The organism is Janthinobacterium sp. BJB401 (assembly GCF_013372745.1).
GTDB lineage: Bacteria > Pseudomonadota > Gammaproteobacteria > Burkholderiales > Burkholderiaceae_D > Janthinobacterium > Janthinobacterium rivuli.
Genome location: NZ_JABXFH010000004.1, coordinates 169,744 through 192,058 on the forward strand (window position 1 = coordinate 169,744; position 22,315 = coordinate 192,058).

General features: G+C 64.7%; 22 protein-coding genes and 2 tRNA genes. 6 read left to right on the forward strand and 18 right to left on the reverse strand.

The features are described from left to right. Positions 1 to 140: 140 nt before the first annotated feature. Both HWE17_RS04880 and HWE17_RS04885 read left to right on the forward strand, forming a co-directional pair. A tRNA-Met gene (locus tag HWE17_RS04880) sits at positions 141 to 217 on the forward strand. Positions 218 to 359: 142 nt separating this feature from the next. Beyond that, positions 360 to 436: transfer RNA gene (locus HWE17_RS04885), tRNA-Met, on the forward strand. 58 nt (positions 437 to 494) lie between these two features. Here the strand turns inward: HWE17_RS04885 and HWE17_RS04890 are convergent. Next, complete coding sequence (locus tag HWE17_RS04890) at positions 495 to 1,283, reverse strand: helix-turn-helix transcriptional regulator (protein ID WP_176387996.1); 789 nt, start codon at positions 1,281 to 1,283, stop codon at positions 495 to 497. Positions 1,284 to 1,393: 110 nt separating this feature from the next. Between HWE17_RS04890 and HWE17_RS04895 the strand changes: the two genes are divergently transcribed. Then, positions 1,394 to 2,572 carry an MFS transporter gene (locus HWE17_RS04895; protein WP_176387997.1) on the forward strand — a complete coding sequence of 393 codons (1,179 nt, stop codon included), beginning with the start codon at positions 1,394 to 1,396 and terminating at the stop codon, positions 2,570 to 2,572. On the opposite strand, the gene HWE17_RS04900 is transcribed toward HWE17_RS04895, so the two are convergent. Both HWE17_RS04900 and HWE17_RS04905 read right to left on the reverse strand, forming a co-directional pair. Further along, complete coding sequence (locus tag HWE17_RS04900) at positions 2,569 to 4,875, reverse strand: xanthine dehydrogenase family protein molybdopterin-binding subunit (RefSeq protein ID WP_176387998.1); 2,307 nt, start codon at positions 4,873 to 4,875, stop codon at positions 2,569 to 2,571. The two genes, HWE17_RS04895 and HWE17_RS04900, sit on opposite strands and share 4 nt — an antisense overlap. Further along, entirely contained in the window at positions 4,872 to 5,348 is a 477-nt protein-coding gene (locus HWE17_RS04905) for a (2Fe-2S)-binding protein (RefSeq protein WP_035821503.1), read from the reverse strand. Before HWE17_RS04905 ends, HWE17_RS04900 begins: the two co-directional genes overlap by 4 nt. A 152-nt stretch (positions 5,349 to 5,500) precedes the next feature. Here HWE17_RS04905 and mug point away from each other — a divergent pair, with 152 nt between their 5' ends. Further along, positions 5,501 to 6,022, forward strand: a complete 522-nt coding sequence (gene mug / locus HWE17_RS04910) for a G/U mismatch-specific DNA glycosylase (protein ID WP_176387999.1) — start codon at positions 5,501 to 5,503, stop codon at positions 6,020 to 6,022. Here the strand turns inward: mug and HWE17_RS04915 are convergent. Next, the gene (locus HWE17_RS04915; protein ID WP_176388000.1) at positions 5,955 to 6,917 is read right to left on the reverse strand and encodes a LysR family transcriptional regulator; all 963 of its coding nucleotides are present in this window, start codon (positions 6,915 to 6,917) and stop codon (positions 5,955 to 5,957) included. The two genes, mug and HWE17_RS04915, sit on opposite strands and share 68 nt — an antisense overlap. A 137-nt stretch (positions 6,918 to 7,054) precedes the next feature. Here HWE17_RS04915 and HWE17_RS04920 point away from each other — a divergent pair, with 137 nt between their 5' ends. Then, complete coding sequence (locus HWE17_RS04920; RefSeq protein WP_176388001.1) at positions 7,055 to 8,275, forward strand: MFS transporter; 1,221 nt, start codon at positions 7,055 to 7,057, stop codon at positions 8,273 to 8,275. Here the strand turns inward: HWE17_RS04920 and HWE17_RS04925 are convergent. From HWE17_RS04925 to HWE17_RS04945, 5 genes are all read right to left on the reverse strand, one after another. Then, positions 8,272 to 9,063 carry an anti-sigma factor gene (locus tag HWE17_RS04925; protein WP_176388002.1) on the reverse strand — a complete coding sequence of 264 codons (792 nt, stop codon included), beginning with the start codon at positions 9,061 to 9,063 and terminating at the stop codon, positions 8,272 to 8,274. The two genes, HWE17_RS04920 and HWE17_RS04925, sit on opposite strands and share 4 nt — an antisense overlap. Continuing rightward, positions 9,060 to 9,581 carry an RNA polymerase sigma factor gene (locus HWE17_RS04930; protein ID WP_176388003.1) on the reverse strand — a complete coding sequence of 174 codons (522 nt, stop codon included), beginning with the start codon at positions 9,579 to 9,581 and terminating at the stop codon, positions 9,060 to 9,062. Before HWE17_RS04930 ends, HWE17_RS04925 begins: the two co-directional genes overlap by 4 nt. A 21-nt stretch (positions 9,582 to 9,602) precedes the next feature. After that, positions 9,603 to 9,974: a hypothetical protein gene (locus HWE17_RS04935; protein ID WP_176388004.1), complete on the reverse strand. Its 372-nt coding sequence runs from the start codon at positions 9,972 to 9,974 to the stop codon at positions 9,603 to 9,605. Between the two features lie 57 nt (positions 9,975 to 10,031). Further along, entirely contained in the window at positions 10,032 to 10,943 is a 912-nt protein-coding gene (locus HWE17_RS04940) for a DNA-3-methyladenine glycosylase (protein WP_176388005.1), read from the reverse strand. Between the two features lie 70 nt (positions 10,944 to 11,013). After that, positions 11,014 to 12,021 (reverse strand): XdhC family protein, encoded by a 1,008-nt coding sequence (locus HWE17_RS04945; protein ID WP_176388006.1) that lies wholly within the window; start codon positions 12,019 to 12,021, stop codon positions 11,014 to 11,016. Positions 12,022 to 12,119: 98 nt separating this feature from the next. On the opposite strand from HWE17_RS04945, the gene HWE17_RS04950 reads away from it, so the two are divergent. Then, positions 12,120 to 12,260, forward strand: a complete 141-nt coding sequence (locus HWE17_RS04950) for a hypothetical protein (protein ID WP_175444556.1) — start codon at positions 12,120 to 12,122, stop codon at positions 12,258 to 12,260. Between the two features lie 41 nt (positions 12,261 to 12,301). Here HWE17_RS04950 and HWE17_RS04955 read toward each other — a convergent pair whose 3' ends face one another. The 9 genes from HWE17_RS04955 to HWE17_RS04995 all read right to left on the reverse strand — a co-directional run bounded on the left by HWE17_RS04955 (position 12,302) and on the right by HWE17_RS04995 (position 22,314). Further along, positions 12,302 to 13,357: a M48 family metallopeptidase gene (locus HWE17_RS04955; protein ID WP_307789010.1), complete on the reverse strand. Its 1,056-nt coding sequence runs from the start codon at positions 13,355 to 13,357 to the stop codon at positions 12,302 to 12,304. Between the two features lie 185 nt (positions 13,358 to 13,542). Then, the gene (dut, locus tag HWE17_RS04960) at positions 13,543 to 13,992 is read right to left on the reverse strand and encodes a dUTP diphosphatase (RefSeq protein WP_034785229.1); all 450 of its coding nucleotides are present in this window, start codon (positions 13,990 to 13,992) and stop codon (positions 13,543 to 13,545) included. Between the two features lie 35 nt (positions 13,993 to 14,027). Next, on the reverse strand, positions 14,028 to 15,248 hold the full coding sequence (gene coaBC, locus HWE17_RS04965) for a bifunctional phosphopantothenoylcysteine decarboxylase/phosphopantothenate--cysteine ligase CoaBC (RefSeq protein ID WP_176388008.1): 1,221 nt from the start codon (positions 15,246 to 15,248) through the stop codon (positions 14,028 to 14,030). A 17-nt stretch (positions 15,249 to 15,265) separates the two neighbouring features. Then, entirely contained in the window at positions 15,266 to 15,775 is a 510-nt protein-coding gene (lspA, locus tag HWE17_RS04970) for a signal peptidase II (RefSeq protein WP_035821479.1), read from the reverse strand. An 83-nt stretch (positions 15,776 to 15,858) separates the two neighbouring features. Next, the gene (ileS, locus tag HWE17_RS04975; protein WP_176388009.1) at positions 15,859 to 18,759 is read right to left on the reverse strand and encodes an isoleucine--tRNA ligase; all 2,901 of its coding nucleotides are present in this window, start codon (positions 18,757 to 18,759) and stop codon (positions 15,859 to 15,861) included. A gap of 85 nt (positions 18,760 to 18,844) precedes the next feature. Next, entirely contained in the window at positions 18,845 to 19,816 is a 972-nt protein-coding gene (locus tag HWE17_RS04980; RefSeq protein WP_176388010.1) for a bifunctional riboflavin kinase/FAD synthetase, read from the reverse strand. A 242-nt stretch (positions 19,817 to 20,058) separates the two neighbouring features. Then, positions 20,059 to 21,270 carry a hypothetical protein gene (locus HWE17_RS04985; RefSeq protein WP_035821474.1) on the reverse strand — a complete coding sequence of 404 codons (1,212 nt, stop codon included), beginning with the start codon at positions 21,268 to 21,270 and terminating at the stop codon, positions 20,059 to 20,061. 78 nt (positions 21,271 to 21,348) lie between these two features. Then, on the reverse strand, positions 21,349 to 21,780 hold the full coding sequence (locus HWE17_RS04990; RefSeq protein WP_170840419.1) for a biopolymer transporter ExbD: 432 nt from the start codon (positions 21,778 to 21,780) through the stop codon (positions 21,349 to 21,351). A gap of 105 nt (positions 21,781 to 21,885) precedes the next feature. Continuing rightward, positions 21,886 to 22,314, reverse strand: coding sequence for a biopolymer transporter ExbD (locus HWE17_RS04995; protein WP_035821469.1), 429 nt, complete (start codon positions 22,312 to 22,314; stop codon positions 21,886 to 21,888). Between the last annotated feature and the right edge of the window lies 1 nt (position 22,315).

Sequence of the window (22,315 nt, forward strand, 5' to 3'; positions counted from 1 at the left end):
CCGATTGCGCACCGCGTGGCGAGCTGCGCAGGCACGCTGGGCAGGCGATCCTCTCGCCCGCGCATTCATTAGATTGGTCTATTACGGTTGAATTTGAGATAGCTATTGCCTAAGCCCCCCGTTTGCCCTTATAATTCTTGTGCGGGGTGGAGCAGTCTGGCAGCTCGTCGGGCTCATAACCCGAAGGTCACAGGTTCAAATCCTGTCCCCGCAACCAATACCGGAAAGCCGCTGATACTTGCAAAAGATCAGCGGTTTTTTTCATTGCTGGCCAACGGTGAATTCCTGCACACGGGGCACGCATGCAATTGTCAAATCAAGCCCTTTACGCCCCGCAACAATCTGGTATATAATTCTTGTGCGGGGTGGAGCAGTCTGGCAGCTCGTCGGGCTCATAACCCGAAGGTCACAGGTTCAAATCCTGTCCCCGCAACCAATTCGAAGCCGCTGGTTCCTCGCAAGAGGGCCAGCGGTTTTTTCGTTGTGCGCTCCGTTTACTCCGGCATCTGGCGCGCGTACACGACCAGCCGCAAATGGCGGTCCGCATCGATGGTCAGCGAGGTGTGCTCGTACGCGACTTGCTCGCCGTCGATGCTCAGGCGGCGCACGCCGGCGCATGGCGCATGCACGTCGTGGCGGCGCCACCACAGCTTGAATTCGGGCGAGACTTTTTCCAGTTCCTGCACCAGTGCGTGGATATCGGCTTCCTGCGTGGCGCGCGCGTAGTCGCGGCGAAAGCTCGACAGCATCAGCGGCGCCTGCTCTTCCCATGCCGTGAAGCGTGAGCGCAGCAGCGGATCGGTAAACAAGAGCCACAGCAGATTGCGGCGCGATGGCACATGTGCGCCGAAGCCAAACAGGGCGTCGGCGCCTGCATTGAACGCCAGCACGTCCCAGCGCAGGTTGAGCACATACGCCGGATGCGCCAGCTCGTGCATCAACCGGCGCACCAGCGGCGGCACCACGCAAAACGTCTTGCCTTCTTCGACTGGCGGGCGCGCATGCGCGAGCAGGAACAGGTGGCGGCGTTCGCCCGCGTCCAGTCTCAGCACTTCGGCCAGCTTGTCGAGAAAGGCGCTCGAGACGCCGATGTCGCGTCCCTGCTCCAGCCAGGTGTACCAGGTCAGCCCCACGCCGGCCAGCGCCGCCACTTCTTCGCGGCGCAAGCCGGGCGTCCTGCGCCGTCCGCCGCCGGGCAAACCCACGTCCTCGGGCGATAGCCGCGCGCGCCTCGCCTGCAGGTAGGCGGCCAGTTCGTGGCGGGTGCGGGCCAAAGTGCGCATGGTGAGGTTTTTCCGGTGGGCCTGTTGCTATCAGTAATAGCATAAACAGTTAAATTGTAATTGTTTATATTGTATTCCAGAATGCCTGCTTTCTTTCTGAAAGCTGGCCCATGTCCGACTATTCTTCCTCCCGTTCCGGTCTTCCCGCCACCGTCTACCTGATCGCCGTGGGCGCGTTCGCGCTGGGCATGGCGTCGTATGTGACGGCTGGCTTGATGCCGATGATCGTCGGCGCATTTTCCATTTCCCTGGCGATGGCCGCGCAACTGGTGACGGCGTTCACCCTGGCCTATGGCCTCGGCTCGCCGCTGGCCGTGGCCTTGCTGCCGGCGCGCGCGCAGCGCTCCGGCCTCCTGATCGCGCTGGCCGTGTTCGTGCTGGCGAACGGGGCCAGCGCGCTGGCGCCCGGATTTGCCAGTCTGCTGGCATGGCGGGCCATTGCCGGCATCGGTGCCGGTGTCTATCTGGCGCTCGGTATCGCTGCGGCGGCCGGCGTGTCGGCGCCGCGGCAGCGGGGCAAGGCCATCGGCGTGATCATGGGCGGCATGGCGGGCGGCACGGTGCTGGGCGTGCCTTTGAGTTTGCTGCTGGCGCAGCAGCTGGGCTGGACGGCGGCCCTGTGGCTGGTGACTCTTCTGGGCGGGCTGGCGCTGACGGGCTTGCTGTGGAAACTGCCCGCGCTACCGGCGGCGCCGTCCATTTCACTGCGCCGCAAGCTGGCCTTGCTGGCCGATGGGCAGGTGCTGTCAATCCTGCTGGTGTCGCTGCTGGCGGCCATCGCCAGCCTGGGCATGTACACGTTTATCGCGCCGCTGCTGGCATGGTCGGCGCAGGGCGCGGCGATGTCCGTCACGCCCTTCCTGTGGGCGTGGGGTGTGGGGGGGATCGTGGGCAGCGTGCTGGTCGGGCCATGGGCGGACAAGGTGGCGGCGCCGAAACTGACCTGCTGCATCTTGCTGCTGCTGGCGCTGGCCTTGTGCGCGCTGCCGCTGGCGGCCCGCTGGTCGGCCTGGCTGATGCTGGCGCCGATTGCGCTGTGGGGCGCGGCTGGCTGGGCCCTGCAAGTACCGCAAAACCAGCGGCTGCTGGCCGTGCGCGCGCGGCAGGGCGACGGCAACCTGGCCATCGCCCTCAACGAATCGGCACTGTACCTGGGCAGCGCCATCGGCGCCGCCACGGGCGGGCTGCTGCTCCTGCTCAACTGGCCCATGTGGCTGCTGGCGGCCGGCGCCGCCTTGGTCGCCACTGCGGCGTTGCTGCTGCAGTGGCCTGCCGCGCGGCGGACTTAAGACTTTTTCGCCAGCTGCATGCCCACGGGCAGGGCGCGGATGCGCTTGCCCGTGGCGGCGAAGATGGCGTTGCACAGGGCCGGCGCGATCGGTGGCGTGGCCGGTTCGCCCACGCCGCCCAGCTCCATGTCCAGGGTGCCCGGCACCAGGTGCGTGTGGATCACGCGCGGCGCATCGGCGGCGCGCAGCACGCTATAGTCGTGGAAATTGCTTTGCTCGACCCGGCCATTTTTAAAACTGATCTCGCCGCTCATGGCCAGCGACAGGCCCATGATGCAGGCGCCCTCGATTTGCGAGCGCACGCGGTCCGGGTTGATCTGCGGCCCGCAATCCATGGCGATGTCGACCCGCGGCACGATGACTTCGCCAGCCGCATTGATTTCCACTTCGATCACGGCCGCCACATAGGTGACGAAACTGTAGGACACGGCCAGACCCAGCCCCCGTCCCTTGGGCAGCTTGCGGCCCCAGCCCGCCTTTGCCGTCGCCAGCTCGATCACGTGGCGCATGCGGCCGATATCGACCGGATACTTCGCCGGGTCTTCGCCATAGTTCCAGCCGTCGGACAAGTCGGCCGGGTTGATCTTGCGCGCAGGGCCCAAGAGCGCCAGCAGGTAGTCGCGGTGGTCCTTCTTTGCCGCGTGGGCCAGTTCGGCCGTGAACGACTGGATGGCGAAGGCGTGCGGGATGTTCGACACGGAACGGAACCAGCCGATGCGCGTGTGGGCCGGCACTTCGGGCACCTCGACGCGGATGTTCGCGATGGCGAACGGCACGTTGATGGCCGACATGCCCAGCTCGAACGGCGCCTGCTTGTTCGCGCCGGCGGCAAAGGTCGAGGTGATGGTGGGGGCGGCCGTGCGGTGCAGCCAGGCCGTCGGCATGTCTTTCGCGTCCAGCGACGCTTCCAGCCGTTCGACGGACACCGTGTGCAGATAGTCGTGCTGCAGGTCGTCGTCGCGCGTCCACGTCAGCTTGACGGGCGCGCCATCCATGGCTTTCGACAGCAGCGCCGCCTCGACGGCGAAATCGGGTTTCGATTTGCGCCCGAAGCCGCCGCCGAGCAGGGTCACGTGCACGGTCACGTCGTCGTACGTCAGGCCCAGGGCCTTGGCCACGTTGCTGCGCGTCGCTTGCGGCGCCTGCACGCATGCCCACACTTCGGCCTTGCCGTTGGCGATGCGGACGGTGGCGGCGGGCGGCTCCATGGTGGCGTGGGCCAGGTGGGGCAGATAGTATTCGGCACTGAGTTTGCGCGCGGCGGGAGCGGCGGCCAGCGTGGCCACCGTCTTGCCCTGGTCGCGCGCCGGGCTGGCCGGCTGGCGCACGGCCGCTTCCAGGGTCTTGCGGAAGGCTTTCGAATCGTAGCTGCCGTTCGGGCCATCTTCCCATTCCAGCACCAGCGCTTCGCGGCCCTTGATGGCGGCCCAGGTGTTACGCGCGATGACGGCCACGCCGCCCAGCGGATTGAACATGGCCGGCGGCGGGCTGCCCGCCAGCTCGACGATGCGCAGCACGCCCGGCACTTTCAGGGCCGCCGTCTTGTCCACGCTTTTCAGCTTGCCACCGAATACGGGAGGGCGGGCGATGACGGCATACGCCATGCCATCGAGGCGCGTGTCGATGCCGAAGTGGGTATTGCCCGTGACGATGTCGTGCAGGTCAATGCCGCGCGTGCTGGTCTGGCCGATGTAGCGCAGCTCGTCCGCCGTTTTCAGGCTGATGCGCGCGCGCGGCGGCACCGGCAATTTGGCCGCTTCTTCTGCCAAGGCGCCGAACGACAGCGAGCGTCCGCTGGCCGCATGCACGACGGCGTGATTGACGGCTTTGACTTCCGTGACGGGCACGTCCCAGCGCACGGCGGCCGCCGTTTCCAGCATCAGGCGCGCCGTGGCGCCCACGTGTCGCATGGCGCGGAACGAGTGGCGCATGCTGCGCGAACCATCCGTATCCTGGCTGCCGTAGCGCGCCTCGTCGGCGGGCGCTTGCTGCACGCGCACCTGCGCCCAGTCGGCGCCCAGTTCATCGGCCGCCACCATGGGCAGGCTGGTGCGGATGCCCTGGCCCATTTCGGAGCGGTGCACAACAATGGTGACGATGCCGTCGGCGCCGACCGACAGAAAGACGAGGGTGTCGTCGACCACGCCGCCAGCCATCTTGTCGCCGCCGTATTTGACGGCATCGGCCGCCATCACGAGGCCGGAAGGACCAGCCACCAGGGTCAGGCCGGCCAGCGCGCCGGCGGCTTTGATCCAGTTGCGCCGCGCAGGCGAATGTGCTGCAGGAGTGTCATGGATGCTCATTTGGCCGCTCCTTTTGCGTTGATGCTGGTGGCGGCCTGCTTGATGGCTGCGTGGATGCGCGTGTAGGTGCCGCAGCGGCAGATATTGCCGCTCATCGCTTCGCGGATTTGCTGGTCGTTTGGTTTTGGCGTCTTGTGCAGCAGGGCCGTGGCCGACATGATTTGCCCGGCCTGACAGTAGCCGCATTGGGGCACGCCGTGTTCCTGCCACGCTTGTTGCAGGGCCAGGCCGACCTTGTCTTCGCCCACCGCCTCGATGGTGATGATCTTCTTGCCGGCGGCGGCCGACACCGGCGTCACGCAGGAGCGGATGGCTACACCATCGAGGTGCACGGTGCAGGCGCCGCACAGGGCCATGCCGCAGCCGAATTTGGTGCCGGTCATGCCCAGTTCGTCGCGCAAGGCCCACAACAGGGGCGTGTCTTCAGGCAGTGCAAGGTCGTGCTGCTTGCCATTGATGGTCAGGGTCGTCATGTGTATTCCTTGGTGGGGGATGGTGCGGGACAGCGCGACGGTCATCCGCCAAACGGATGAGCGCATCAGTAGGGGATGGTAGCACCAGCGGCCATGCGCTGCAGGGCGTGGGGTCCGGTGGCATACTGCGGCTTCTGATATTGGAGTTCTCCATGACATACATCGCAGCGGCGCCGGGCTTGCCGGACATCCTCGCTCCCGGCTTGCGGGTGGTTTTTTGCGGCCTCAATCCCGGCGTGGACGCGGCCGTCGCGGGCCACCATTTTCTCGGCCGCGGCAACCGCTTCTGGCCGGCGCTGCACCTGGCCGGCTTCACGCCGCATCTGGTGGCGCCGCAGGACGATGCCAGCGTGCTCGGTTTCGGGCTGGGTTTGACGGCGGCCGTCGGACGCCCGACCAGCCGCGCGGACCAGGTGGGCACGGACGAATTCGCGCAAGCGGCGGCGGGCCTGCAGCGCAAACTGGCATTGCTGCGGCCGCAGTGGATCGCCTTCCTGGGCAAGGCCGCCTATGCGGCGATGACGGGCAAGCGCCAGCTGGAGTGGGGCGAACAGCCGGAGCGCTTTGGCGGCGCGCGCGTGTGGATCTTGCCCAATCCGAGTGGGCTCAATCGCGGCTATTCGAAGGAGCGGCTGGTCGACGCGTATGCGGAACTCCAACGCGCGCTGGGCTGACGTCCAGTTCCACGGCGCGCAACAGCGGCGTGACGAAATCGAGGAAGGCGCGCAATTTCAAGGGCAGCGGCGCTTGTCCCTTGTGCAGCAGGCTGACGGGCAAGGGCGCCGCTTCGAACGGTGCGAGCACGATGCGCAGCCTGTCGCCGCGCAGCGCGTCCATGACCTGATACGACAGCACGCGGATCACGCCCGCATCCAGGGTGGCGGCGGCGATCGCCGCGTCCACCGTATTGACGGCCAGGCGCGAGTGCACGGGCACGGACTGCGCAGCCTTGCCCGTGCCGAAGACCCAGGCGCGCCGCGATTCCAGCACTTCGAAACTGATGCAGGCATGCGCGGCCAGGTCGCCCGGCGCAGTTGGCGTGCCATGCGCGGCCAGGTAGCCGGGGCTGGCGCAGACGACACGGCGCACCGTGCCGACCTGCGTCGCCACGAAGCTGCTGTCGGGCAGGTCGCCAATGCGCACGGCCACGTCAACCTGCTCGTCCATCAGGTGCAGCACGCGGTCCGTCAGTACCAGCTTGATCTCGATGTCCGGATAGCGGGCCAGGAACGCCGCCACCACGGGCACGATGTGCAGGCGTCCGAACATGACGGGCGCCGTGATCGTCAGTTCGCCTTTCGGCGCCGCATATTCGCCCGTCGCAATGCGCTCCGCTTCGCTGATCTCGTCGAGGATGCGGCGGCACGCGGCCACGTAGGTTTGACCGGCCTCCGTCAGCGACAACTGGCGCGTCGTGCGGTGCAGCAGGCGCGTGTTGAGGTGCGCTTCCAGCGCCGCCACCTTGCGGCTGACGGTGGCCAGCGGCATGCCGAGATGGCGTGCGGCGGCCGACAAGCTGCCCGCGTCCACCACGGCCAGCAGGATGGTCATGGATTCCAGTCTATCCATGGCGTGTTCTCATGTGATCCTGTCAAATATTGGAAGAATGATTCTCAATCTTATGGGATTCTCTTTGTTGGTGCAAGTACGTAAGCTGGTCTCCTTCGCTGCGGCACGTCGCCGCGGCAACTTGAAAGGAGAGCGCCATGCGCCCCACACCCATTCCCCCGCCCGATGCACACACCGTGGCGTCCGCGCCGCGCGGCAAGATACTCATGATGGCGGTGATCGCCGGTGCGGTCATCACCAACATCTATTGCACCCAGCCTATCCTGCCCCTGATCCAGTCCGGCCTCGGCGTCGACCTGGCGGCCGTCAACCTGGTCGCCGGCGCGGCGCTGCTGGGCTTTGCCACAGGGCTGGCGCTGCTGCTGCCGCTGGGCGACCGCGTCGACCGGCGCACCCTGGTGCTGGGGCAGATCGCGCTGGCCTTCGTTTGCGCCCTGGCGGCGGCGCTGGCACCGGGCATCTGGCCGCTGATCGGGGCATCGTTTGGCCTGGGCATCGTCAGCTGCGTGCCGCAGCAACTGGTGCCGCTCGCCGCGAGCATGTCGCCGCCCGCTGAGCGCGGCCGTTCCGTCGGCACGGTGGTCAGCGGCATCATGGTGGGCATCCTGCTAGGGCGTACGGTGGCCGGCGTGGTGGGCGAGGCCTGGGGCTGGCGCGCCGTGTACGCCATGGAAGCGGCGTTCATGGTGCCCGTGTGGATCGCGGCGGCGGCCTTGCTGCCACGCGGGAAACCGGGTAGCCAGCTCTCCTACCTTGGCTTGCTGGCGTCGTTGTGGCCACTGGCGCTCGACCATCGCCCGCTGCGCGAAGCTATGCTGATCCAGGCGCTGTTGTGGGCCTGCTTCAATGCGTTCTGGGTCAACCTGGCATCGCTGCTGGCCAACGGCCCATGGCACCTGGGCAGCGCCTGGGCCGGCGCCTTCGGCATCATCGGCGCGGCTGGCGCGCTGGCCGCCACCGTGGGCGGCAGGGCCACCGACAGACTCGGTTCGCGCACGGTCATTGGCCTGAGCATCGCCATCGTGACCTTGTCCTACCTGCTGCTGGCGGGCGCCGCCTCGTCGCTGGTCTTGCTGGTGATCGGCGTCATCGTGCTCGATATCGGCGTGCAGGCTGCCCTGGTGGCCAACCAGACGCGCGCCTTTGCCGTCGATCCGGCCGCCCAGGGCCGCATCAACAGCCTGTACATGACGGCCACCTTCATCGGCGGCGCCGTCGGCGTGGCGGTCAGCGGCTGGCTGATGCAGCGTTACGGCTGGACGGGCGTGGCGGTGTTTGGTGTCGCATTGGGCGTGCTGGCTGGCGTCATCCACCTGACCGGATCACGCGCACGGCAGCGGGCAGCAAGCGTCACTTAGCGCGGCTGCTCCAGCTGCGCGTACACGGCGTCGGCGATCTTGCCCAGTTCCTGCTTGGGCAGGCCCGCCGAGAGGGCATAGCCGAGCTGGCCGTCGATCCAGTAAAACACGCTCAACTCCTTTTCCTGCGTGTAGCGGAACGCCGTTTCCTGCCTGCCGGCCCGCTCTTTCGCCACGTACAGGGTCAGGCGCTTGCCACCGCCATCTTCATACATGAATTGCGCCACGGGGCCGTCGCCATCGCCGGGCAGCAAGCGCCCACCGATCAGGTGATAGCCGAGCGGCGACAGCGCGGGCGGCTGCAATTTCGTGCCCAGGCGTTTCGATAGCCATTGCACCAGGTGCGCCTCCTGTTCGACACCCACCTCGACGGGGTGGCGCACTTCGGGCGTGTAGACGGCATGGGCGATGGCGGCGCTGCGCGCCAGGGCAAGGGGGCTGGCGCTGGCGGTGATGCTGCCGCCGGCATCGCCGCGCAGCAGCCAGCCGCCCGCGCCGCCGGCGATCACCAGCACGACGGCCGCTGCCGCCTGCATGGCGGGGCGCCGCCAGGCGCCGTTCGCGGCCGGTGGCGATGTCGCTTGCAGCAGGGCCGGTGGCACGGTTTCGTCCAGCACGGGGTCGAACAGGGCGCGCAATTGCCGGTTCTGTGCACGCCAGGCGTCGACCCTGGCCGCGTCTTCTGGATGCGCGCGCAGGTGGGCCTCGATGGCCGCGCGCTGTTCCTCGGGCAGGACGCCGTCGGCCAGGGCGTGCAATTGCGCTTCGCTGATGGCTTGCGTTGTCATTTCACGACTTTCAGAGTAGGGGCACCATGGCTGCCGGCGGGGCGGCCGTCGAGCAGTTCGCGCAGCCGCTCGCGCCCGCGCGACAGCCGCGACATGACGGTGCCGACGGGGATGCCCAAGGTGGACGCCACCTGCTCATACGGCATCTGCTCCAGCGCGACCAGCAGGATCACTTCGCGCTGCCCCAGCGGCAAACGGGCCAGCGCCGCATCCATTTCGCCGATGGCGATGGCTTGCCCGGGCGCGCGCTCGGGCGCGGGCAGCAGGGCTTCGTCATCGAGTTCCTGCAGCGCCAGGCCGGGACGGCGCAACTGATCCACGTGCAGGTTGTGCATGATGGAGAACAGCCACGGCCGCATCTCGCCGCCGCGCTGCCGCTGATCGAGCTTGCGCCAGGCCCGCTCCACGGTGTCCTGCACCAGGTCGTCCGCGTGCAGGGCGCCCGCCAGCGCGCGCGCATAGCGGCGCAGGCCGGGCAGGCACGCTTGCAGCTGGCGGCTATCGTCTTGCGTGGCCATCGTGGCGGCGGGAAGGGCTGCTTACGGCTTGACGATGTGCCACACGTTCTTGAAATTGTCGCCGGCCACGTCGCCCGGCTTCTTGTCTTCCTTGTACAGGTACAGGGGCTTGCCCTTGTAGGTCAGCTGCATGGCGCCGTTGTCTTCGCGCTTGATGCTGCCATACGGGGCGGCGGGCGCCGCTTCGGTGGCGATGACGGCGGGCCAGGCCGCCAGGCAGCCGCCGCTGCAGGCGCTCTTGCCGCTGTCGGCGACATCCTTGTCGAACACGTACACGGTCATGCCGCTGGCGTTGACCAGCATGCCGTTGGCGGGCATGACGTCGGCGGCGAAGGCCAGCGGGGCGGACAAGGCGGTGAACAGGGCGGTGGCGGCAAAAGTGGTAAAGCGCATGATGGTCTCCTTGAGGTTTTGGGGGCTTGCAAGGGATAGACGCGTGCCGCCCGCCGTTTATTCCCGCGTTGGCGAATTATTTTTTGCTGGCGCGTGCAGGCTGGCCCACAGGTGGGCCGCCGCCATGGTGCGGTGCGGCGCGTACTGGCGCAGCCACTGTTCCGTGCGCGCCATGTCCGGCTTCGCTTCTTCGCCGAGCAGCTTTTGCAGCGCGGCGCGGATGGCCACGTCGCCGTGCAGCGAGCAGTCGGCATAGCCGTAGCCGCGTAGCAGCGCGTAGTTGACGGTCCACGGGCCGATGCCTTTCACGGCCAGCAGCGCTTGCGATATCGCCGCCACGTCACCGGAAGGCGGCAGCTCCAGCGACAGTTCTCCCTCATCGACGAGGCGTGCCAGGCGCAGCACGGTTTCCGCCTTGGCGCGCGAGAATTTGCGGCTGGTCAGCTCTTCCACCGACAACCGTGCCACGTCGCGCGCTTCGGGGTAGCACCACAAGCCGCTGCCGTGCCGGCGTCCGGCCTGCAAGATGAAGGTGCGGCGCAGGGCGATGGCGAACGGCAGGTTGATCTGCTGGCCGATGATGGCCCAGGTCAGCGCCTCGAAGGGGCTGGCCGATTGCACGATGCGCAGACCTGGATTGAGGCTGACCAGAGGCGCCAGCAGCGGGTCATTGGCCGCCAGTTGCGCGAACGGCTGCGGATCGATGCGCAGGCCGAGGATGTTCAACAAGGCGCCGTGCAGCGGTGTTTGAAGGTCCGCATCGCCGTCGATCTCGGCGCGGCAGACGGCGGCAGCGTCAGTGAAGGCGACATCCAGCACGACCGGCACGTCTTGCACCAGGATGCCCTTGCGCAGGCCAGTCGGCGTGACTTGTTCTGCCACGGCTTCGCCATCGCGGCTGTGGAAGGTGATGACGTCGTCGCGGCGGTAGCCGGTGGGTAGGGGGAGGGTCCAGTGCAGCAGGGTCATGGTGGGGGGCCAAAGTCAGGGACGGTATCAGGGAGGCGATGCGGGCGCACCGCGTTTCTTGCTTTGTGCCTTAGCGCGCGCAGATGTCGGTGCTGGGCGGGCTCAGGGCCGCCGCGTGCTGGATCTGCAGCGCGTCGGGCACGCCATTTTTTACGGCCGTCAGTTCGGCCAGGATGGAAATGGCGATTTCGGCCGGCGTCTTGCTGCCGATATACAGGCCGATGGGACCATGCAGGCGCGCCAGCTGTTCCGCGCTGACGTCGAACTGCAGCAGCCGTTCGCGGCGCTTGGCATTGTTGGCGCGCGAGCCGATGGCGCCCACGTAAAACGCGGGCGATTTCAGCGCTTCCATCAGGGCCAGGTCGTCGAGCTTGGGATCGTGCGTGAGGGCGACGACGGCGCTACGGCTGTCGAGTTTGAGTTCCAGCACGAGGTCGTCCGGCATGGCGTGCAGCAGGGGCACGCCGGGCACGTTCCAGCCGCCCCGGTATTCTTCGCGCGGGTCGCAGACGATGACTTGGTAATCCATGGCCGTGGCGATCTGTGCCACGAAGCGCGACAGCTGGCTGGCACCGATGATCAGCAAGCGCCAGCGCGGACCGTGCTGCGTGGTGAGTACGCCGTCTTCCAGGGACAGCACGGCGCCCGGCGTGGCGCGCTGCAGGGTGACGGTGCCGGTATCCAGATCGAGCCGGCGCTCGACCAGTTCATGTGCTTCCAGGCGCGCCAGCAGTTCGGCCACACGGCTGTCTGCATGCAGCGGTTCGATGGCCAGTTCGATGGTGCCGCCGCAGGGCAGGCCGAAGCGGTGCGCCTCGTCCGCGCTGATGCCGTAGCTGACGATGTCCGGCAGCGCGCGCACGATGCCGTGCACGCGCACGGTGTCGATCAAATCATCTTCGATGCAGCCGCCGGAGACGGAACCGACTACCGTGCCATCGTCGCAGATGGCCAGGGTGGCGCCCACGGGGCGGGGGCTGGAACCCCAGGTCTTGATGACGGTGACGAGTTCGCAGCGGTGGCCGGCGGCGAGCCAGGCGGCGCTGGTTTTCAGAACTTCAAGGTCGATGCTGTCCATGGGCCGCGAAAGGAAAGCCGCAGGTAGGCGGCAAAGTATGGAATATTTTTCAATATTGTGGCTATACTACGCTCTCCAACAGCCTGCGGAGAGTTTTCATGTCGAACGACCAAAAAACGCAAGACGACGGCATTCCCAAGTTTGGCAAACTGCTCATCGCCCTGTTCCTGGCGGTGGTATTTTGCGGCGCCCTGACCTGGATCATGGGCACCTATTTCCCGAACTTCCCCGGCGCCTGACCAAACTTGGTTTTGTCCGGCGCCTCCTTTGTTGATCAGGCCTAAGGCTTGATCGGCTTCTTCGCCGCCTGCTTGGCGCGCACGTCGATGACGGCGCGGTTGACGGCGGCCATGCGCGAGTTGGTGCCCGGGTGCAGGGCCGTGTAGCCATTGGCGACCGTGGCCGGCACTTGCGTGGCCAGGCGCTGCCAGAAGCGGGCGGCGTTGTCGACGTTGTAGCCGGCGCGCGCCAGCAGGTAGATGGCCAGGGTGTCGGCTTGCACGTCGAGTTCCTGCGGCATGGCCTTGATGCCGGCGGCGCCCGTCAGCATCGACACGTCGGGCTGCACGGCGCCCAGGCTGTCGATGATGCTGCCGGCCGTCCCGGCCGAGCGCTGGCTGCGCGCGTGGTCGAGGATGTTGTGCGCCATTTCGCGGGCGATCACGAAGGCGATGCCTTCGTCGTTTTGCGCCGCATTGACCATGCCGCGCGTGAGCATGATGCGTCCGCCGTCCGAGTAGGCATTGATATTGTCCGCATTGCCCAGGGCGACGCGGAAGGCGCAGGCGCGCGTGACGGGAATTTTGAGGTCTTGCTGCTGGCCATCGCGGGCGATGGTCATGTTCAGGCTCGCGCTTTTCGAGGCCAGCGGGCCGACGATGGCGCCGAACGGGCCTTCCGCTTTCGGGCCGGCCGGCAGCGGCTTGCCTTCGGCGGCCAGCAAGCCGTCGCCCTTGCGCAAGCCGGCGCGGGCGGCGCCGCTGCCCGGCAAGACGCCGGAGACCTGCATCTGTTCGCCGTAGCCGAGGGCTGCCTGCGCCGCGTCGGCATAGATGCCAGGGTAGGAATACTTGTTCTGAGCCGTGAAGCCCAGCAGGTTGCGCGCATACGTCTTGCACAGGTCCGCATTGTTGATCAGCAGGGGCGCCGAGACTTTCGACAGGCGGTCCTGCAGCGCCACCATCTTCACCAGTTCTTCCTGCGCCGCCTTTTGCTGCGCCGTCGGCGCGGGCGCATCGGGCGCCGGCACGACGTTGAACGGACCGCTGACATTCGTGGCCGGCGTGGTGCAGCCGGCGAGGATGGCCGCACTGGCCAGCAGGAGGGGAGTAGCCAATCGGCGCAGCGAAGTTGGGGCTGGGATCAGATGGCGGAAACCTGGCATGGACTATTCCTTCGTGTAGCTCCTGACAAAACCTACTGCGCGGCGCGATTTGCGGCCTCCGATGCTCACTGTGCATTCGCACAGCTCTGCTTCTCAGCCACAACTCACATCCGCTCGCTACGGTTTGTCAGTCGCTGTTAATGTTTTCCGGTGCTGCCGAAACCGCCAACACCGCGTTCGCTGTCGCCGAATTCCTCGACGACGTTAAAGCCCACTTGCAGCACCGGCACGATAATCAGTTGCGCCAGGCGTTCCATGGGATTGAGCGTGAAAGCGCTCTGGCCCCGGTTCCAGGTCGATACCATCAGCTGGCCCTGGTAATCGGAGTCGATCAAGCCTACCAGATTCCCCAATACGATGCCGTTTTTGTGGCCCATGCCGCTGCGCGGCAAAATCATGGCCGCATACGACGGGTCGCCGATGTGGATGGCCAGGCCGGTGGGAATGAGCACGGTCTGGCCGGCTTCGATGGTGATCGCCTCGTCGATGCAGGCGCGCAAATCGAGGCCGGCGCTGCCCGGTGTGGCGTAGGCCGGCAGCAGTTCTTTCATGCGGGCGTCGAGGATCTTGATGTCGATATTTTTCATGAATCTAACTAACTAAGCTAAGTCGTTTAAAGGGATTATTTGAGCAGCGAATTCTTGGCAATGCGCTTCGAGATTTCCGAAATCAGCTGGCGCGCCAAGTTCAGTTTCGAGGCGCGCGGCAGCACGGTATGGCCTTCCTCGTCGAAGAGGATGATGGTGTTGTCGTCCTGGCCAAAGGTGTTCTGGCCGATATTGCCGACCAGGAGGGGGATGCCCTTTTTCTCGCGCTTGGTCGAGCCGAATTCCACCAGGTTTTCCGATTCGGCGGCAAAGCCCACGCAGTAGGGATAGCCGGCCAGGTTGGTGCGTGCCGCCACGGTGGCGAGGATGTCGGGGTTTTGCGCGAACTGCAGTTCTGGCACGGAGCCGTCGGCCTGCTTTTTCATCTTTTGTTCGCTGGCGTTGGCCACGCGCCAGTCGGCCACGGCGGCCACGGCGACGAAGACATGCTGGCCGTCGACGTGGGCCAGCACCGCATCGTGCATCTGCTGCGCGCTTTGCACGTCGATGCGGCGCACGCCGAACGGCGCGTCCAGGGCCGTGGGGCCGGAAATGAGCAGCACTTCGGCGCCCGCTTCGCGCGCCGCGCGCGCCACCGCATAGCCCATCTTGCCCGAGGACAGATTGGTGATGCCACGCACGGGGTCGATGGCCTCGAAGGTGGGGCCGGCCGTGACCAGTACGCGCTTGCCTGCCAATACCTTCGGCTGGAAGGCGGCGATCAGCTCCGTCAGCAATTGCTCCGGTTCCAGCATGCGGCCCAGGCCAACTTCGCCACACGCCTGTTCGCCGGCGGCCGGGCCGAACAGCTTGATGCCGTCGTCGCGCAGCTGCTGCACATTGCGTTGCGTGGCGGGGTTCTGCCACATTTCCACGTTCATGGCCGGCGCCACCAGCAGGGGCAGGTGGGAGGGACGGGCCAGGCACAGGGTCGACAGCAGGTCGTCGCACACGCCGTGCGCCAGCTTGCGCAGAAAATCGGCCGAACATGGCGCGATCAGGATGGCGTCCGCATGGCGCGTCAAATCGATATGCGCCATGTTGTTGGCGATGCGCGCATCCCACTGGCTGGTGTGCACGGGGTGGCCGGACAAGGCCTGCATCGTGACGGCCGTGATGAAGTGGCTGGCCGCATCCGTCATGACCACTTGCACCGATGCGCCGGCCTTTGTCAGCGCGCGGCACAGTTCCGCCGCCTTGTAGCAGGCGACGCCGCCTGACAGTCCCAGGACGATTTTTTTGCCGGACAATTCCATGCCGTTCTCCTGCGTGTTTATTTGTTTACCCGGCGCAGTTCATCGATGATGAACAGGGCCGCGCCGATGCAGATGGCGCTGTCGGCGATATTGAAAGCGGGGAAATGGCCCCAGCTTTTCCAGTGGAAGTCGAGGAAATCGACCACGTGGCCGTAGACCAGACGGTCGATGGCGTTGCCCAGCGCGCCGCCCAGGATCAGCGCCAGGGCCCAGCAGAACATGCGCTGGCCGGCGTGCTTTTTCAGCAGATAGATGATGTAGACGGCGGCCGCCAGGGCGATGCCGGTGAAGAAATAGCGCTGCCAGCCGCCCTGGTCGGACAGGAAGCTGAACGCGGCGCCCTTGTTATACGCGAGCACCAGGTTGAAATACGAGGTGATGACCATCTCTTGCGCATAGCGGAAGGTCTTCAGGATCGTGATCTTGGTGATCTGGTCGAACAGGATGACGATGGCGGCAATGCCCAGCCAGGGCACGAGCGACGCCGAGGATGACGATTTCGATGAAAAACGGTTTTTAGTGGCCATATTTTTCCAGGGAAGATAATGCCGCCGCTGCCCTTGCGGGCAGCAGCGGTGGGAAGCGGCGCAGGAAGCTGTCCCGCGCCGTTTTATGCGAAGCGGCGTTTCTCGCCCGCGCCAAACAGATTGCTGACGCAGCGGCCGCACAGGGTAGCATGCGCGGCGTCCGTGCCCACGTCCGCACGGTAGTGCCAGCAGCGCTCGCACTTCGGCGCCGTCGACGCGGCCACGACCACTTCCTCGGCCGCTTCGTCAGCCACTTCGGCCACCGTTGCCTGCGAGGTGATGAAGACGAACTTCAAGTCGTCGCCCAAGGTGGTCAACAGCTTGTACTTCATCGGCGCGGCCTTGATCGTCAGTTCCGCCTGCAGCGACGAACCGATGGCGCCCGAGGTGCGCAAGTCTTCCAGCTGTTTCGTCACGTCCGTGCGCACGGCGCGCAGGGCCGTGTATTTTTCCAGCAGCTCGGCCGCATCCGCTACTGCCGGCAGCTGCCACCAGGTTTGCGTGAAGATGGTTTCATCGCTGGCGGCATACGCTTCCGGTCCGGCGAAGACGGCCCATGCTTCTTCGGCCGTGAACGACAGGGCCGGGGCCATCAGGCGCAGCAGGCTTTGCGTGATGTGCCACAGGGCCGTTTGCGCGGAACGGCGCGCGTGCGACGTCAGGCCCGAGGTGTACAAACGGTCCTTCAGGATGTCCAGGTAGAAGCCGCCCAGGTCTTCCGAGCAGTACGTCTGCAGCTTCGACACGACCGGGTGGAATTCGTAGCGCGCATAGTTGTTCTCGATCTGCGTTTGCAGCGACGCCATGTTGGCCAGCGCATAGCGGTCGATTTCGAACATCTCCGCCACCGGTACGGCGTCCGTGGCCGGATTGAAGTCCGACGTATTGGCCAGCAGGAAGCGCAGCGTGTTGCGGATGCGGCGATACGATTCCGTCACGCGTTTGAGGATTTCGTCGGAGATCGACAGTTCGCCCGTGTAGTCGGTCGAGGCGATCCACAGGCGCAGGATGTCCGCGCCCAGGGTGTCCGAGATCTTTTGCGGCGCCAGGGTGTTGCCCAGCGACTTGGACATCTTCTTGCCTTCGCCATCGACCGTGAAGCCGTGCGTCAGCAGGGCTTTATATGGCGGGCGGCCATTCAGCATCGACGACACGAGCAAGGAGGAATGGAACCAGCCGCGATGCTGGTCCGAGCCTTCCAGGTACAGGTCGGCCGGGAATTGCAGCTGCGTCGAGTGCGAACCGTGGCCTTGCGGACCGCCCAGCACCGTCTGGTGCGTGGCGCCGGAATCGAACCACACGTCCAGCGTGTCCTTGTTCTTGGCGTAGATGGCCGCTTCGTCGCCGATCAGGTCTTTCAGATCCAGCGCCTGCCATGCCTCGATGCCGTCCTTTTCGATCAGCTTGGCCACTTGCTCCAGCAGTTCCGGCGTGCGCGGATGCAGGTCACCCGTTTCCTTGTGCACGATGAAGGCCATCGGCACGCCCCACTGGCGCTGGCGCGACAGGGTCCAGTCGGGACGGTTGGCGATCATGCCATGCAGGCGCGCCTGGCCCCAGTCCGGGAAGAACTCGGTGTCGGCGATGCCTTTCAATGCCGTCTCGCGCAGGGTCGCGCCGCCGTCTTTCGGCGTCACGTCCATGCCGGCGAACCACTGCGAGGTGGCGCGGTAGATGATCGGCGTCTTGTGACGCCAGCAGTGCATGTAGCTGTGGTCGAACATCTTGACTTCGAACAGCGCGCCCGCGTCCGTCAGGGCGTTGCAGATCGGCTTCGAGGCTTCCCAGATGGTCATGCCGCCGAACAGGGGCAGGGTCGAGGCGAACTTGCCGTCGCCCATGACGGGCTTGATGATGTCGTCGTCCTTCATGCCGTGCGCCTTGCACGAGATGAAGTCGTCCAGGCCGTAGGCTGGCGCCGAGTGCACCACGCCCGTGCCGCTTTCCGTGGTCACGTATTCGGCCAGGTACAGGGGCGACAAACGGTCGTAGAAAGCATCGGCCGCATGCAGCGGGTGGCGGAAGCTGATGCCGGCCAGGGCCGCGCCGTCGCAAGTGGCGATCGTCGTGCCCTCTAACTTGAAGCGCGCCAGGCTGGCCACTACCAGGTCTTGCGCCAGGATCAGCAGCAATGGCTGGCCATCGCGCTCGGTCTTCACCAGCGCATATTTGACTTCCGGGTGCACGTTCAGCGCCTGGTTCGACGGGATGGTCCACGGCGTCGTGGTCCAGATGACGATGAAACCGTTATCGGTCGGCAGCGATGGCAAGCCGAAGGCGGCCGCCAGTTTTTCCGGTTCGGCGAACTTGAACCCGACGTCGATGGCGGGATCGCGTTTTTCCGCGTATTCCACTTCCGCCTCGGCCAGCGCCGACTGGCAGTCGAAGCACCAGTTGACGGGCTTCAGGCCGCGATACACATAACCTTTTTCCAGCAGCTTGCCCAGCGCGCGCAGTTCGTCGGCTTCATTGCCGTGCGCCATGGTCAGATACGGGTTGTCCCACTCGCCCAGCACGCCGAGGCGGATGAAGTCTTTTTTCTGGCGCTCGACCTGCACATTGGCGTAGGCGCGGGCCTTTTCCAGCACGTCGGCCGTCGGCAGGTTCTTGCCGTGCAGTTTTTCGATCTGGATCTCGATCGGCATGCCGTGGCAATCCCAGCCCGGTACATATGGCGCGTCGAAACCGGACAGCGAGCGCGACTTGACGACCATATCCTTGAGGATCTTGTTGACGGCGTGGCCCAGGTGGATGTCGCCATTCGCGTACGGCGGGCCGTCATGCAGGATGAATTTCGGGCGGCCGGCGGCGGCCTTGCGCACGCGCTCGTAGATTTTCTTGTCTTGCCATTGCTGTACCCATTGCGGCTCGCGCTTGGCCATGTCGCCGCGCATCGGGAATGGAGTTTCCGTCATGTTGACCGGGTATTTGCTTTCAGGCTTCTTGTTTTGCTTGGGCGTGGCTGGCTTGTTTTGATCGGACATAGTCTTCTTTACTTGTATGGTGTAGATGTTTTGCAGCAGGTGTGTGGCGGCGGCGGGCGCCGCCAGGCGGCGGAGTTGGCCGGGGTCAAATTCGGTCGGTGGCGGTAATGGCGCTGCGGCGCTGCGCAAAATAGGCGCGTGCCTGGTTCGAGTCGCGCTCGATGGCGGCCGTCAAAGTGGGCAAATCGTCGTATTTCTCTTCGTCGCGCAGTTTTTCCAAAAATTCCACGCGCACCAGCTTGCCGTAGCAGGACTGATTGAAATCGAACAGATGCACTTCCAGCAGCACGCGGCCGCTGTCATCGACGGTGGGGCGCACGCCAAGGCTGGCCACGGCCGGCAGCGGTGCCGGTCCCAGGCCATGCACTTGCACAATGAAGATGCCGGACAGGGCGGGGCGGTGCGCCACGCGCAGGTTCAGGGTGGGAAAACCTAGGGTGCGGCCCAGCTTCTGGCCGTGGATCACGTGGCCGGAAATGGCGTACGGATGACCGAGCAGCTGCGTGGCCAGCGGGAAATCGCCGGCGGCCAGGGCCAGGCGCACGGCCGACGAGGAGATGCGCGTGCTGCCGTTCATCACGGTAGGCAATGTTTCTACGTGGAAACCATATTGGCGGCCCGCTTCCTGCAGCATGGCGACGTCGCCGGCGCGCCGGGCGCCATAGCAGAAGTCGTCGCCGACCATCAGCCATTTCACGTGCAAGCCGTCGACGAGGACTTTTTCCGTGAATTCCTGCGGCGTCAAGGCGGCGAACTGGGCGCTGAAGTGCTCGACGACGACACGGTCGATGCCGGCGTCGTCCAGCGATTGCAGCTTGTCGCGCAGGTTGGCGATGCGCTGCGGGGCTTTGGACAGGTCGCCCGCGCGCTGCGCGAAGAATTCGCGCGGGTGCGGTTCGAACGTCATCACGGCCGCTTCGATGCCGAGCTCGGTGGCAGCTTCGCGCACGCGCGCCAGCAAGGCCTGATGGCCGATGTGGACACCGTCAAAATTGCCGATGGTCAGAGCGCAAGGCGCTCGTGCCTGGGCATTGGGAAGTCCGCGGAATACCTTCATAGGAATCTGATGAAAAACTGTGCCAAAAGGGGGATTATACGGACTGTTTCAGGGATGCACACCCGGCAGGGCGGCCGCAGGGGTAATTTCCCTGCTGAAATGATAAAAAGCGTTGCCGGCGGGTGTGCTGGCAACGCTTTTCGGGAACTAACGGCTTGACAACATGTTCAGGGCTAGGCGCCGCGTCGAAGACAGTACGAATGTACGGCGAGACGCGGCAACAACGTCCTGGACGTGTTGTCTTATTTATTCATTAAGGTCCAGTAACGGGCCAGGTCTGCCGCGCCATCCGTGCCCTTGACGGCTTTGAGTGCCGTCGTGGCGTTGGACTTCTTGCCAGCGTGGATGTAAGCGATGCCCAGATGCAGCTTGGCTTCTTCCGCATACTTGGCGGTGCCCAGTTTCACGGCGTCGTTCATCAAGCCCAGGCCCTTTTCCGCCTGGCCGTCGTAGACGAGGGCGAAGCCCAGCTTGCTCAAGCTGTCGGCGTCCTTGTTTTTGACGTATTCCGCTTCCGACTTGGCTGCGCTGGCTTTCAGGTCGGCCTGGGTTTTCAGGGCCAGGTCTTTCAGGCGCTGGTGACGGGCTGCATCGGCGCCGGTACCCAGCACGCCTTTTTTGTAGCCTTGCTCGATGATGCTCAACGCTTCGCCAGGATTGCCTGCTTGCAGGGCCAGCTGGCTGATTTCCATGTATTCGGAAGGCTTGCTGAACAGGCCGTTAGCCAGGCGCAGGCGCTGGACGTCCAGGCCCAGGCGTTGCGAGAAGCCAGGTTTGCCTGAAACGCGGTTCAGCAGGTCGGCCCAGTAGCTGGTTTTCGGATAGCTCGATGCCAGTTTTTCCAGGGTGGCGACGTAGCCGCCCTTGTCGTTTTGCTTCATCTGGATGTTGGCCAGCATTTGCAGGCTTGCTTCCGAGTTGCCGCCGCGCGCTTGCAACTCTTTTGCCGCTTCAGCGTAGTTGCCGCTGACGTAGTAGGTCTGGATCAGCAGTTCGCGCATCTGTGGATCTTCGCGGTCTTTCAGCGAGCGTTTGATCCAGGTGATGGTGTTCGGCCAGTCCTTGGCGCGGTAGTACATGCCTGCCAGCGCTTGCGTGAATTTCGGGGCTTCGGCGGCGCTCAGGCGGCCGGAATTGATGACGGCTTCAAACGCCTTGATGGCGGTGCCGTTGTCGCCAGCGGCGGCGGCGGCCGAAGCGCGTACGCGTTCGATCTGGTAGCTTTCAAAGGCGGTCTTGCCGCCAACGCTGTCTGCTTCACGCAGTTTGGCCAGCGCTTCCTTGTTTTTGCCGCTGCTAGCGAGTTTTTGTGCTTCTTGCAGTGGCTTGCCGACTTCGGCGCGCACGGTGTCCGCGGCATATGCCAGCGAGCCCAGGCCGATTACAGGAGTTGCTGCGGTAAAACCGATAGCGGCCATGACGAGGCCGAGATGAGCGAGACGAAACTTGGACATGAGAAAGTCTTTCAGTAAAAAGCGAATAGGCAGGAAGTCCTGCCTATTCGGATGTAAAGATAACCTGATTGCTACAGCTTACTGGAATTGCTCGTTGCCGACCAGACCGATTTTGGTCACGCCCAGACGCTGCGCCGACGCCATCACACCGGCGACGACTTTGTATTCCACCAGCTTGTTAGGACGCAGATGCACTTCTGGCTGGTCTGCTTGCGCAGCAACGTTGCTCAGCTTGGCTTCCAGCGTATTACGATCAGGTACGACCTGATTGTCCCACAAGATAGTGCCATCAAAATCGACATCGATCGTGACGACCACTGGTTCGGTTGTCGGTGGCGGCGGGGTGCCGACCGGCATGTTCAGGTTCACCGAGTGGTTTTGCTTAGGAATCGTGATGATCAACATGATAATCAGCACCAGCATCACGTCGATGAGGGGCGTCATGTTCAGTTCCATCATTGGTTCCGGATCCGCGCCTGCTGCGCTTCCCGAACCGACATTCATACTCATAGTGTTTCCTTTAAGAAGTCCAACGAAGCACCGGGCGAAACTGCCGCCCGGCAAGCTTCCTTCAGCGGCGCCCCCGTGTTGCCGGGGCGCCGCTGTCAGTCGCTATCAGCTCTTGTCAGGTGGTTCGGTGATGAAGCCGACCTTCTGGATCCCGGCACGTTGGGTCGTGTAAATAACCCGGCCGATCGATTCGTAGCGTGTTTCTTGGTCGCCACGAACGTGTACTTCCGGCTGCGGTACTTTCACTGCTTCAACTTTAAGATAATCGAACAGCTCGTTCGTGTCTTTCAGTCTGGTCTGGCCCAGGTAAATCTCGCCATCCTTGTTAACAACGATGTTAACGTTTTGCGGCTTGGTTTGCAGGGCTTGGTTCGTCTCAATCGGCAGATCGATTTTCTGCAGCTTGAGGACAACCGGACTCGTAATCAAGAAAATGATCAGCAAAACCAACATGATGTCGACAAGCGGCGTCGTGTTGATTTCTGACATTACCTGATCTTGTTCTCCGCTGTCGGAGCCGACGGACATCGACATG